Source organism: Rhodococcus baikonurensis (assembly GCF_040489275.1).
In the GTDB taxonomy this organism is placed as follows: Bacteria; Actinomycetota; Actinomycetes; order Mycobacteriales; family Mycobacteriaceae; genus Rhodococcus_F; species Rhodococcus_F baikonurensis.
This window is the reverse complement of record NZ_JBEUOQ010000019.1, coordinates 1-11,530: the sequence shown is the minus strand read 5'-3', so window position 1 is coordinate 11,530 and position 11,530 is coordinate 1. Positions and strand designations below refer to the sequence as shown.

Sequence of the window (11,530 nt, the reverse complement as noted above, 5' to 3'; positions counted from 1 at the left end):
GACCTGCCACTTCTCATCAAATCCACACGAATGTGCCATCAAACTATTGTCATGGCACCAAAGTGGTGCCATAGTGGTGCCATGGACTTGACACCGTACGTAGACAACCTTCGCCACGAACTCGCGGTGGCGGCCGAAGCGGGCGGGGAAGACGCAAAGGCACTCGCCGATCGTCTGACCGCACCGTTGGAATCAGCAGTGCGCCTCACCCTCCTCGACGCATTGTCCGCAGCGGCTGCCGAGATCACGCGTGACCTCGCACCGGGCTCGGTGGACCTGCGCCTGCGGGGACGCGAACCCGAATTCGTCGTGGCACCGGCCATCAGTGAACCGGCTCCGGCCCCCGTCGAAGAGGAACCGACTCCGGCACCGCGCCCCGTCGCGGAGTCCGACGACGCCTCGATGACTCGAATCAACCTGCGGCTGGGGCAAGACCTCAAAGACCGGATCGAGGCGGCGGCCCGGGAAGCCGGGATCTCCGTCAACGCGTGGCTGGTTCGCTCGGCCGCGACGGCTCTGGAAGGCGGCACACACAGAAGCTCTCCGCGACAACGCGCATCCCAAGGTTCCGAGAGCTTCACCGGCTGGGTGCACTGACACCGGATCCAACTTTCGCTCGACCCCTTTCATCAACCGAGACAACCTCATCGGGAGTATCACCATGCCCACATACAGCACACCTGACCCCATCACCTTGAACTTCGACGTAGCAGTCGGACACATCCGGATCGCAGCGAGCGACCGCAACGACACTGTCGTGGAAGTGTTGCCCAGCAACTCGTCTCGCGAGGTCGACATTCGAGTCGCCGAACAAACGCGCGTCGAATTCGCAGTTGGCCGGCTGCAGATCAAGACTCCGAAACAGCGTGGCCTCGGAATTTTCGGGAAGACCGGATCTGTCGACATCTCCGTTCAGCTCCCCTCCGGCTCGGGACTCGAAGGTACTGCCGCAGTTGCCAGCCTGCGTACCGACGGCACCCTCGGCCGCTCACGCGTGAAGGTCTCGGCCGGCGATTGCACCCTGGACACCACCGGACCGCTCAACGTCAGCACCGGGGCCGGGGCGATCACCGTCGAGCACGTCGCCGGTGACATCGACACGAGCACCGGGTCCGGAAGCATCCGCATCGGCCGCGTCGACGGCAACGCGGAGGTCAAGAACTCCAACGGCGACATCAACATCGGCACGATCACCGGCGCGCTGAAGGCCAAGACCGCCAACGGCAGCGTCGCCGTGGAACACGCAGAGTCCGACGCGAGCGCCGCAACTGCCAACGGCGACATTCGTTTCGAGAGCATCGAGAGTGGAGTCGTATCCGCCAAGACGGCCGCCGGACGAATCCATATCGGTGTTCGATCCGGAACGGCCGCGCGATTCGACGCTCATACATCCTTCGGTCGTGTCGACAACCAGATGAATGCCACACACGGTCCGGCGTCGTCCGAACGCCGAGTGGACGTCCGGGCACAAACCAGCTACGGCGACATCGTCATTCGACGTTCGGAGCCTCGAGAAGAATCCAACAAGAAGATCTAGCGAAAGGAACGCTGATGTCCCGCAAACCAGCCATCACCGCGACGGGCCTGAAGAAGGCCTACGACGACAAGACGGTACTGGACGGAATCGACATCTCCGTCGACCGCGGAACCGTCTTTGCGCTCCTCGGACCCAACGGCGCCGGCAAGACCACCATCGTGGAAATCCTCTCGACCCTCGTTCCCGCCGACGGCGGCGACATTCGCATCGCCGGGTACAACCCTTCCGACGATCCCGACGCGGTGCGTTCACGCATCGGCGTCACCGGACAGTTCTCGGCGGTCGACGACTACCTGTCCGGCGAGGAAAACCTTCTCCTCATGGCCGACCTTCACCATCTCGGCAAGGATGAACGCCGAACGCGCACTGACGAACTCCTGAAGAAGTTCGACCTGGTCGAATCCGCGGAGAAGCTGGCCTCGACCTACTCGGGCGGAATGCGCCGACGGCTCGACCTGGCAATGACCTTGATCGGACGACCGGAGATCATCTTCCTGGACGAACCCACCACCGGCCTCGATCCCCGGAGTCGACGCACCATGTGGCAGATCATCCGGGAGTTGGTCAAGGGCGGTGTCACCATCTTCCTCACGACGCAGTATCTCGAGGAAGCCGATCAGCTGGCAGACCACATCGCCGTCCTCGACCAGGGACGGATAGTCGCCCAAGGCACTGCTGCGGAACTCAAACGACGCATCCCTGGCGGCCACATTCGTCTTCACTTCTTCGATCGAGACCAACTCGATTCTGCTGCTGCTGTTTTCGACGGGTCTTCACGTGACGATGCCGCCTATGTCCTCCAGGTCCCCAGCGACGGGGGTGTCCGCTCACTACGTTCTCTTCTCGACCAACTCGACGCTCACTCGATCGACGTCAAGGAACTCTCGGTGCACACACCCGACCTGGACGACGTGTTCCTGACTCTGACCGCCACCGAAAGGACCGACGCGCGATGACCACCATGACGCTTGCCTATCAGGACTCGAAAACCATGCTGCGTCGCAGCATTCGACACATCCTTCGATATCCGTCGATGACGGTGATGCTTGTCGGGATGCCAGTCGTCTTTCTGTTGCTGTTCGTCTACGTACTCGGCGGGACACTCGGGAACGGACTCGGACCAGGCGGTGGTGGCCGAGCCGAGTACGTCAACTACGTTGCACCGGCGATCATTCTGATGACTGTGGCATCAGCGGCACAGGGTACCGCCATCTCTGTCGCAACCGATATGACCGCGGGGATCATTGCACGATTCCGCACGATGGCGATCACGCGTACGTCCGTCCTGACGGGTCATGTTCTCGGCAGTCTCCTTCAGACGATCGTGAGCCTGGTAGTCGTCATCGCCGTGGCGATAGCCGTCGGATTCCGGCCTACGGCAGGCTTCGTGGAGTGGGTCGCGACGTTTGCCCTCCTCGTCCTGGTCTCCATTGCCATGATCTGGTTGTCCGTTGCCTTCGGTCTCGTCAGCAAGAGCGTCGAGACGGCAAGCAATCTCCCGATGGTGTTGATCCTCTTACCGTTCCTGGGAAGCGGATTCGTCCCCACCGACTCGATGCCGACCGTGTTGCGATGGTTCGCCGAGTATCAGCCGTTCACTCCGATCATCGAGACCCTTCGAGGACTGCTTCTCGGCGAAGCGATCGGGAACAACGCGCTCCTCGCGATCGGATGGTGCGTCGCGATCACTCTCCTCTCCTACCTCTGGGCGCGGAGTTTGTTCAACCGACGCCCGGTGCGCTGACCTCGAAACACACGATCTTCGATAACAGGTACGGTGTCGCTGTCGTCGAGTTCCGAGGCGATGGCGACGTCGTGTGGAAACCCGAGGACAATCAATTCGCGTCCTGAGGCACAGTCCCGCAGGTGGTCCTCGTACGAATCCGACACCGCCGCCCAGGCATCCGCCGCCATCCGCGCCTCGGGCGATACGTGGCCGTCCCAGCCGGCCGCGGTCAGTGCGGCCACGACAGCACCAGCGCCCCACAGATCTTCAACCGCAGGACGCAACTCTCCACCGGGCCACTTCTCCCCGGAAGCGACAATGGCCACTCGGGATCGCGGACCATGCTCGTGCACAATCCAATCGGCGACGGCGGAAGCGTTCCTCAACGAAGCGCCGACACACACCGCAACCTGGGACGCCAACGCAAACGCGATAGTCGACCCGTTCGGCGAAGGCAGTACCAGCCGACTCGGCGCCTCGGCCTCGCGAATCGTCTTGGGAGACAGACTGATCTGCCCTTCCCTGGCCACACTTCGTCGTACTGCCAGGACCGCATCGGCATCACGCGCGTAGTCGACTGCACTCTCGTCGTTCCAGGAATAGGGAAGTACGTCGATTCCCGCGTCGGCCGCGACGCTCAGCGTCGTCGTGAACGAGAGGACGTCGATCACGACGGCGGTATCGACTCCCGCAGCGATCGCCTCGGCGCCACGCAGGCCCCAGTCGAATCGAAGTCCGTACTCGAGTTGGCGGTGCTCCTGATTCATGCAGGCCAGTCTCTCAGAAAGTAAGCAGCTTCTCCGGCACGCGTAAATCCTCGTGCTCGTACAACGCTCGCACGGCCACGGGATCGTCAGTGGCGCAGACGTCGGCGATGTCGTCGAGCAGTACGTCGTACTCCGCACCGGTTTTTCCGTCGTAGGCGTCGGTCATGCGGCCCCACTCGTCCCATGGCAGGGTTTCGACTTTGTTCATCGCGGCAAGGTCTTTCACGGCGTTGCCGCGGATCTCGGCGGCTCCCCAGTTCTGGGTTCCGTACACCCCGAACTGGGAGGCGTCGATCTCGCCGCGTCGATACGCCAACCACGCCTCGCCGCCACTGAGGAATTCTCCCGGCCGTAGATCGTGGGCGTGAGGAAGCACGTTCTGTCCGAGGATCTCCGAGTCGATGCGGATCCAGCGCTTGCCGGCGTCGTCCCAGTACTCGGTGATCCAGTGGTCGACGCCCTGTCCCGATTGAAAGTAGGTGGCAAAACCACAGCGGACCCGCGCGGCAAAACCGCGATAGCGCAGAAACGCACAACTCAAAACGGCAAAGTGCCGACAGGTTCCGACGACCCTCTTGTCGGGCTCTCGGGCGGAGGTCACCGGTGCGGGATCGAGCGAGAGCAGCCTTTCGAGCAGAACACTTGCCGGCCGGATCTGGTTTTCGTCGAATCGGTCGGTGGTCAGATTCAGCGACTGCGCATCGGCGGGTTGAACGACCAGGTACGGGACCACCCGGCAAATGTCCACGGGATCGGCGGAGAGCGGCTCGATGGCGAGCAGATCCACCCCGTCGACGCGGGTGAACGGTCCTGCTGATGTGTAGTCGAGAACCGCCGTCATGAGCGGAGACTAACAAACACTGCGGACACAACCACTCCACTATGGTTAGGGTCCCATAACCATGAAACCCGAGGTTGCCGTGAACCCCATGTTGAGCCGCCGTGCCATGCTGTCCGTCACCTTCGCCACGGCAGCAGGTTTTGCCCTTGCTGCCTGCGGCGACAGCGCGGAAGACGAATCCACTCCCGGCACAGAAGGTGGTCACGCCGAGGCCAACGCCTTCCCGGTGACCATCGACCACAAGTTCGGTTCCACCACCGTCGAGCAAGCACCCAGCCGCATCGCCGCGGTCGGTATCGGCGACGCAGACGTACTGCTCTCCCTCGGGCTGACACCTGTCCTGGTCCCGGTGTGGAAGGGATCGACCGACGACGGAATCGGCGTCTGGGCCGACTCGGCAGTTCAAGGCGCCGAGCCGACGCCGTTGGCCAACGCCACCACCGATTTCGACATCGAAACGATCGTGGCCGCAGCGCCTGACCTGATCATCGCCGTCAACAATGCGATCGACGAGGATCTGTACAAGCAGCTCAGCGCCATCGCGCCGACGGTGCTTCACGCGGCCGATCAGACGGATTGGGTTCTGCCCTGGCAGGAGGTCACGACCCGCATCGGTACCGCTGTGGGTGTTCCCGCGCAGGCACGGCAGGAGGTCCAGCAAGTGGAGGACCTCATCGTTCGTACCCGCGCGGAGAACCCCCAGTTCGAGGGCAAGACAGCAGCTCTCGTCATTCGCTGGAGTGACGGGAATCTTCGAGCGTTCAGCCCCGAGGCAGCGCGCGCTCAGCTGCTCACGCAACTGGGGTTCACGGCGCCTGCCGCACTGAAGGATCGGTTCGCGGGCAAACTGAACTACGAGATCTCCGCCGAGAACTACGACCTCCTCGAGTGCGACTACCTGCTATTCGACAACTACGAGAAGGCTCGTCCCGAGATGGAGACGCAGCCGGCGTTCACCAATCTGAACGTGGTCAAGACCGGCGGCCTGATCAGCTTGGACCCCATCGTCAGTGACGCGGTGTCCATGCCCAATCCGCTCACCATTCCGTTCGTGCTGGAAGATTTCGTAGCAAAGATCAATCAGACGATCGCGGGTCGATAACCTTCGTTCGACCGGACCACACCCACAACACCACAGCCGACACGGCCACGCAGACCGCAACGATCACCCATGGTGACGCCGGCGCTGCGTGGCCGTTGTCGACGAGGTCGTATACGAATCCGACTCCCACGGTTCCCAGGAGTGCGAGCAGACCGCCGATCGTGTTGAGCATGCCGAAGTGCGCTCCGAGATTGCTTTCGCGACCGAGGATCGCGATGGTGTCTCGCATCGGCGGCACCATCAACATCTGTCCCAGGTGCAGCAGCCCGATCCACACCGCAAGACCGACTATCTGGGTCGGCGCGGAAGCTGCGGCGCTGACGCCGGTGGCCAGCGGAACCAGGAACGATACCGAAATCAGCACGAGCCCGAAGGTGATCGCGCGTCGATGCCCGATGCGGTGGGCGACCGCGACCGTCGGCCCCTGCCCGACGATCACCAAGACCGCTGCACCCACGTAGAACCACCCCAGCGCCGACTGTGAACCTATGCCGCGCTCGAGCTGTTCCGGAAGCATCAGGTACAGCTGGCTGTACGCAACCAATTGAAAACTGCAGAGCGTCGCGAAGAGTAGAAAGTTGTTGTTGGTCAGCACGCTTCGCCAGACGTCACGCAGCGTATAGGTCGAGACCTGACCCTCGTGTGCATCACCGGGCCGGGGGAACCAGATGAAGAACCCGACCCACATGATCGCGAAGAGCAACGCCGCACTCGACGCCGTCCACGAGAACGGAAACATCAGGAGTGCGGCACCCAGCGCCGGGCCGATCACGGTTCCCAGTCGGCTGCACATCTGTTCCACCGCAAACAAATCGGTACGACGCATAACTCCGGCGGACTCGAGTTCGCGTCCGTAATCCGCGTTGGCCGACTCCACCGCGGGCGCGAAGAGTGCGGCAGCAAAACCGACCAGAAGCACGCCGACGATGACGGCGGCCATACTCTCGGCCAGTCCGAGCATCAGGAAACCGACCACCCGAACGGCTATACCCAGCAGGATGATCGGGCGCTTGCCGAACCTGTCGGCGAGGCTTCCACCGATGAAGAACATGCCCTGTTGGCTGAACATCCGGAGCCCGAGGACCAGGCCGACAACCCAGGCCGCGAATCCGAGATCCTCCGAAAGATGCACCGCGAGAAAGGGGACAACCAGGTAGAACCCGATGTTGAACAGCACCATCGAGAGCAGGAGCAGTTTCACCACCGGCGGCAGGACACGAACCTTTGCAAAGGTCTTGTTACCGGGGAAACGCTCACTGAGTACCACGATCAGAAGACTATTGCCCGCACGGCGTTCTGTGGAAATCTGCCATTTTGCAATTGGTTAACTGTCCGTTTAGGTAGCGATGGTAATCATCTTCCGGGGGTTCGAGCACACAACAACGAGAGCCGGGATTTGATGAATGGATTGACGCGCCGCCAAATGGTCAAGGCGATGGCGGTAGCCGCGGGCACAGTCACCGCGGGCGCATTTACATTGGGTGCCAATACTTCCGTCGCGGGGGCGAGTCCCGCGCAGGAAATCAAAGTGCTCTCGCTCAATACCTGGCACGGCGGAACCAAGATCAACGGTGGCTTGCAGCTGATCGCCGACATGATCATTTCGACCCAGGCGTCGATAGTTCTCCTGTCGGAAGCCGGCACTGCTACAACTGCATTGGCCGACATGCTGACCAAATCAGGAACAACCTTCTACGGAGCTGCGTCCTCCGACGTGGGGATTCTCTCCAAGTTTCCGATCGAGGAAACAGCCGAGCTGAACTCGATGATCAAGGCAGTCGTGACGGTCGACGGCAAACAAATCGCTGCTTACTCGGCTCATCTGGCGTACACGTCCTACGCGACCTACCTACCCCGCGGATACGGCGCGGGCGTTCCCAAACCTGGCGAGTTCTCCGAGTTCGGCTGGAACAAGATGCCGTCCGGCCCCGTCACGGATCCCGAGACGGTTCAGCGCGTGAACGTCAATTCGGGACGCCCCAAGGCAATTTCGACGTTTATCGACGATGCAGCACAAGAACGGGCCAAGGGCAGATCCGTCATACTCGGCGGCGATTTCAACGAACCGTCGGCCCTGGACTGGACCGACGGCACGCGAAATCTGTTCGACCACAACGGTGTCGTCATTCCGTGGGAATCCACCCGCCTGCTCGACCGAGCCGGATTCGTCGATGCATACCGCAGTAAGTACCCGAACCCGGCCACACACCCGGGCTTCACCTGGCCGTCCGACAATCCCGACGTCGACACCTCACAGCTCACCTGGGCACCCGAGGCAGACGAACGCGATCGGATCGACTACATCTTCGCCGACCGCGCGTCGGACCTGAAGCTGGGGGCCGTCGGAATCGTCGGTCCACGAAAGACCATCGTGCACAACAAAAGAGTGGAAGAGAACTCCCAGGACAACTTCATCGCTTCGCCGACGCCGTGGCCGACCGATCACAAGGCCGTTCTCGCGACGTATCGGTTTGCCGGCTTCGGCGGCGGGTCATCGACCGGTTCGTGGAGCGGTTCCTGACAGGGCATCTCGTAGCCAGTCGATCATCATCGGCGTCAACTCGGGCAGCTTGGTCACTGCGCAGTGCCCCGCATCCGGGATGACGTGTACCTGCGTGTTCGGACGCTCTTCGAAGAGTGTCGTGTCCGAGAGCGGAATGTGAACGTCGTCGGCCCCGTTGACCACAAGCATCGGGGTCCGGCCGTCGTCGGCGGCCATCAAGTCACTGCGATCGAAGGCCCGGAGACCCTGCACCAGCGCCTCTTTGGTTGCCGGTGCATCGAAACCCAGTGCGTTACCGACGATGTCGCCCATACCGTAGACCAGGCGCTCCGCGTTCGCGGTCTCGAACGCACCCTTGACCGGTGCACCGATGTTGATCACCGCATCGACCGCGCCGGTCAGTCCCGACCGCACGGCGAAGTTGCCACCGAAGGAGACTCCCAGGTGCGCCACCTGCCCGTTGCCGAGAGCGCGAGCCGTCGATACGAGCCCGTCGATCACCTCGTCGCCGAAAGCATCGAGAGGAACGGGTGATTCACCGGTTCCCGGCTGATCGAAAGCAACTACCGTCACTCCGGCATTCTTCGCGAACGCACTGGCCAACGGATGCATGTCCATCTTCCAGCCGTCGACGCCGCCGCTGAGCAACAGGACGGGTGCGTCTTCGTACCTTCCGTCCACGGAGAGGATGTGTACCGGTAGCTCGATCTCGCCGGATCGGTAGGGCAGGGAGAGGATTCGACGCTCGAATTCGAGCCCGAATCCCGGTGCTGCCTTGACGTATTCGTCCACCTGATTCTGCAGGGCCCGACGTCGCGACTCGTTGGCCAGGACGGGGAACTTGGCGATTCCGTAGATCATCGCCGCGAGTGAATGATTGCCGTCGGCGGAGTACTTTGCTGCCAGCGCGGACCATTCGTACGACCAACCACCCGGCGCGTCGGCCCACGTCGAGTTGATGGACGCGCGCAGTTCCTCGAGATCCGAGACGGGGAGCCCGAAGCTCAGAAACTGACCTGTGCGTTCTTCGAAGAGGCCTCGGTGATCGACAGAAAATTCGTATGACATGGGAAAACACCCCTCAATTCATCTCTAATGCAACGACAAGTTGCATTAGCTCAGTGAACCATGCGGCCACAACTAACACAACACCTTGTTGCGATAAGGTTGGCCCATGACCTCGACACCACAACGGCCCGGAGGGCGCAGCGCCAGGGTGCGCAAGGCAGTTCTGGCGGCCACCGCGGCCGAACTGTCCGAACGCGGATTCGCGGCGATGACCATCGAGGACATAGCCGCCCGTTCCGGAGTCCACAAGACCACGATCTACCGGCGATGGAGCACCTTGTCTCAACTCGTAGCCGACGCGGCCGTCGAAATATCGGCAACCACCGTTCCCATCCCGGACACCGGCTCCATCGAATCCGACCTGCGCGAGATGGCCAGATCGATAGTCGCACTGGTGACCAGCGAGTCGGGCGGCGCATTGGTGGCCGCACTGTTCTCGGACGCAGTCCGCACACCCGAGGTGGCGAGACTCAAGCGCGAGTTCTACTCCGCACGTTACGAACTGGCAGACATCGTGGTCCGCCGAGCAGTCGAACGCGGGGAGATCTCCGAGAAGGTCTCAGCCGCTGATCTTCTGGCGGCCGTAGCCGCGCCCATCTACTATCGCCTGTTGGTCGCCGATCTACCCGTCGACCGGTCGGTTGCCGATCGTGCTGCTGCCGGCGCGCTCGCCGCGGCCCACGCCGGAGCACTCGATCAGACCGAATGAGCCAGTGAATTCAGCGCTTCCACGATTGCCTCGTTGAATCCACCGCCGCCATGCCCGGCGCCGTCGAGTACCACCAATTCACTGCCCGGCCACCGCTGGTGGATCGCCCAGGCAGTGTCGAGTGGCCCGGAAATGTCATACAGTCCGTGCACGAGAATCGCGGGAATCTCGGCAAGACGGTCCATGCCGTCCAGGATCTGATTCGGCGCCAGGAAACAATCGTTGGCCCAGTAGTGCGTGACCAGCCTGGTCATCACTCGGCGGAAGTCGGGATTCTGGTATCGAACACTCGGAGTCCACCCCGGCATCAGCGACACATGCACGTCTTCCCAACGGCACCACTGCAACGCAGCGTTTTCCCGCACAACAGGATCCGGATCGGCGAGCAGTCGCGCGTAGGCCGCGGGGAGGTTTCCGTCACGCTCTTCCACCGGAAGCGGCGCGACGAACTCCTCCCATTCACGCGGAAATATTCTGCCCATGGCACGGGTGATCCACTCGATTTCGAGTCTCGTCCCGCCGGTGACCGCGCCCAATGCCATCGCGATCACCCGCCCGGGAAACGCTTGGGCGTACACCAGACCCAAACTGACGCCCCACGAAAGGCCGGAAACGAGCCATCGTTCGATACCGAGATGTTCACGAAGACGCTCGATGTCGTCGAGGATGTGCGCCGTCGTGTTCACGGTGAGATCGACGTCCGGGCCACTCGCGAGAGGAAGGCTGCGCCCACAGCCTCGTTGATCGAACAGAACTGCGCGAAAGGTTTCGGGATCGAAAAAACGCCTGGCACCGACAGTGCATCCGGAACCAGGGCCACCGTGGAGATAGAGAACCGGGATGCCGGCCGGATTCCCGACGGTCTCCCAGTAGAGGCTCTGACCATCCGACACTTCCAACAACCCCGACTCGTATGGTTCGACGGCCGGGTACAGGACAGCGCTCATAGGCGGTAATTCTTCCATCAACCGACGTGTCCGGTAAGCAGCACGCGTGCGGGCTATGGCCTAGCGTGGACAGGACACCTCTGCGACGGGAGTACACCAGATGCGTGACGGGTTCAGGTTGCCGGGGTACGGCGGCGCCGCGGTCTTCCTTCGCAGTCATGCGGTTCCTGCCGCTGTCTTCGAATCCGACGTACCCACACTCGTTTTCGACGTAGGCCTGCTCAGCCCCGATCGATTCAATCAGTATCTCAGCAGACACACCGACGAAGGATTTGTCGAACGGCTGGCGGCGTTCTTCTTTCACGCGGCCGCAGACTTTCATCCCGAGAA

At 62.1% G+C, this 11,530-nt stretch carries 12 protein-coding genes and 1 pseudogene; 8 read left to right on the top strand and 5 right to left on the bottom strand.

From position 1 onward, the window contains the following. Positions 1-81 precede the first annotated feature (81 nt). The 4 genes from ABWI03_RS29160 to ABWI03_RS29145 all read left to right on the top strand — a co-directional run bounded on the left by ABWI03_RS29160 (position 82) and on the right by ABWI03_RS29145 (position 3,281). Positions 82-597, top strand: a complete 516-nt coding sequence (locus ABWI03_RS29160; protein WP_298781680.1) for a toxin-antitoxin system HicB family antitoxin — start codon at positions 82-84, stop codon at positions 595-597. 64 nt (positions 598-661) lie between these two features. Next, on the top strand, positions 662-1,537 hold the full coding sequence (locus tag ABWI03_RS29155) for a DUF4097 family beta strand repeat-containing protein (protein ID WP_298781677.1): 876 nt from the start codon (positions 662-664) through the stop codon (positions 1,535-1,537). Between the two features lie 14 nt (positions 1,538-1,551). Beyond that, positions 1,552-2,493, top strand: coding sequence for an ATP-binding cassette domain-containing protein (locus ABWI03_RS29150; RefSeq protein ID WP_298781674.1), 942 nt, complete (start codon positions 1,552-1,554; stop codon positions 2,491-2,493). Further along, a complete protein-coding gene (locus ABWI03_RS29145) occupies positions 2,490-3,281 on the top strand; it encodes an ABC transporter permease (protein ID WP_124567998.1) in 792 nt (263 codons plus the stop codon). The genes ABWI03_RS29150 and ABWI03_RS29145 overlap by 4 nt, the downstream gene beginning before the upstream one ends. On the opposite strand, the gene ABWI03_RS29140 is transcribed toward ABWI03_RS29145, so the two are convergent. Then, complete coding sequence (locus tag ABWI03_RS29140; RefSeq protein WP_298781670.1) at positions 3,236-4,030, bottom strand: 2-phosphosulfolactate phosphatase; 795 nt, start codon at positions 4,028-4,030, stop codon at positions 3,236-3,238. The genes ABWI03_RS29145 and ABWI03_RS29140 overlap by 46 nt on opposite strands. A 13-nt stretch (positions 4,031-4,043) precedes the next feature. After that, positions 4,044-4,871 carry a transglutaminase domain-containing protein gene (locus ABWI03_RS29135; protein ID WP_095972304.1) on the bottom strand — a complete coding sequence of 276 codons (828 nt, stop codon included), beginning with the start codon at positions 4,869-4,871 and terminating at the stop codon, positions 4,044-4,046. Positions 4,872-4,932: 61 nt separating this feature from the next. On the opposite strand from ABWI03_RS29135, the gene ABWI03_RS29130 reads away from it, so the two are divergent. Further along, positions 4,933-5,973, top strand: a complete 1,041-nt coding sequence (locus ABWI03_RS29130; RefSeq protein ID WP_166809881.1) for an ABC transporter substrate-binding protein — start codon at positions 4,933-4,935, stop codon at positions 5,971-5,973. On the opposite strand, the gene ABWI03_RS29125 is transcribed toward ABWI03_RS29130, so the two are convergent. Beyond that, positions 5,948-7,240, bottom strand: a complete 1,293-nt coding sequence (locus ABWI03_RS29125) for an MFS transporter (RefSeq protein WP_298781665.1) — start codon at positions 7,238-7,240, stop codon at positions 5,948-5,950. The genes ABWI03_RS29130 and ABWI03_RS29125 overlap by 26 nt on opposite strands. A 132-nt stretch (positions 7,241-7,372) precedes the next feature. Between ABWI03_RS29125 and ABWI03_RS29120 the strand changes: the two genes are divergently transcribed. Further along, positions 7,373-8,494: an endonuclease/exonuclease/phosphatase family protein gene (locus tag ABWI03_RS29120; protein WP_298781662.1), complete on the top strand. Its 1,122-nt coding sequence runs from the start codon at positions 7,373-7,375 to the stop codon at positions 8,492-8,494. Here ABWI03_RS29120 and ABWI03_RS29115 read toward each other — a convergent pair. Then, complete coding sequence (locus ABWI03_RS29115) at positions 8,465-9,544, bottom strand: alpha/beta fold hydrolase (protein ID WP_298781659.1); 1,080 nt, start codon at positions 9,542-9,544, stop codon at positions 8,465-8,467. The genes ABWI03_RS29120 and ABWI03_RS29115 overlap by 30 nt on opposite strands. Positions 9,545-9,650: 106 nt before the next feature. Here ABWI03_RS29115 and ABWI03_RS29110 point away from each other — a divergent pair, with 106 nt between their 5' ends. Beyond that, positions 9,651-10,253, top strand: coding sequence for a TetR/AcrR family transcriptional regulator (locus ABWI03_RS29110; RefSeq protein ID WP_298781655.1), 603 nt, complete (start codon positions 9,651-9,653; stop codon positions 10,251-10,253). Here ABWI03_RS29110 and pip read toward each other — a convergent pair. Further along, positions 10,241-11,200, bottom strand: a complete 960-nt coding sequence (pip, locus tag ABWI03_RS29105; RefSeq protein ID WP_235170597.1) for a prolyl aminopeptidase — start codon at positions 11,198-11,200, stop codon at positions 10,241-10,243. The two genes, ABWI03_RS29110 and pip, sit on opposite strands and share 13 nt — an antisense overlap. 100 nt (positions 11,201-11,300) lie before the next feature. Here pip and ABWI03_RS29100 point away from each other — a divergent pair. After that, positions 11,301-11,530 (top strand): annotated as a pseudogene (locus ABWI03_RS29100) (hypothetical protein); the annotation flags it as partial.

What these genes read in the sequence shown, in the direction of transcription:
- pip (WP_235170597.1), bottom strand. Translation starts at nt 11,200, where the DNA reads ATGAGCGCTGTCCTGTACCCGGCCGTCGAACCATACGAGTCGGGGTTG.
- ABWI03_RS29155 (WP_298781677.1), top strand. Translation starts at nt 662, where the DNA reads ATGCCCACATACAGCACACCTGACCCCATCACCTTGAACTTCGACGTA.
- ABWI03_RS29140 (WP_298781670.1), bottom strand. Translation starts at nt 4,030, where the DNA reads ATGAATCAGGAGCACCGCCAACTCGAGTACGGACTTCGATTCGACTGG.
- ABWI03_RS29130 (WP_166809881.1), top strand. Translation starts at nt 4,933, where the DNA reads ATGAAACCCGAGGTTGCCGTGAACCCCATGTTGAGCCGCCGTGCCATG.
- ABWI03_RS29145 (WP_124567998.1), top strand. Translation starts at nt 2,490, where the DNA reads ATGACCACCATGACGCTTGCCTATCAGGACTCGAAAACCATGCTGCGT.
- ABWI03_RS29120 (WP_298781662.1), top strand. Translation starts at nt 7,373, where the DNA reads ATGAATGGATTGACGCGCCGCCAAATGGTCAAGGCGATGGCGGTAGCC.
- ABWI03_RS29150 (WP_298781674.1), top strand. Translation starts at nt 1,552, where the DNA reads ATGTCCCGCAAACCAGCCATCACCGCGACGGGCCTGAAGAAGGCCTAC.
- ABWI03_RS29160 (WP_298781680.1), top strand. Translation starts at nt 82, where the DNA reads ATGGACTTGACACCGTACGTAGACAACCTTCGCCACGAACTCGCGGTG.
- ABWI03_RS29110 (WP_298781655.1), top strand. Translation starts at nt 9,651, where the DNA reads ATGACCTCGACACCACAACGGCCCGGAGGGCGCAGCGCCAGGGTGCGC.
- ABWI03_RS29115 (WP_298781659.1), bottom strand. Translation starts at nt 9,544, where the DNA reads ATGTCATACGAATTTTCTGTCGATCACCGAGGCCTCTTCGAAGAACGC.
- ABWI03_RS29135 (WP_095972304.1), bottom strand. Translation starts at nt 4,871, where the DNA reads ATGACGGCGGTTCTCGACTACACATCAGCAGGACCGTTCACCCGCGTC.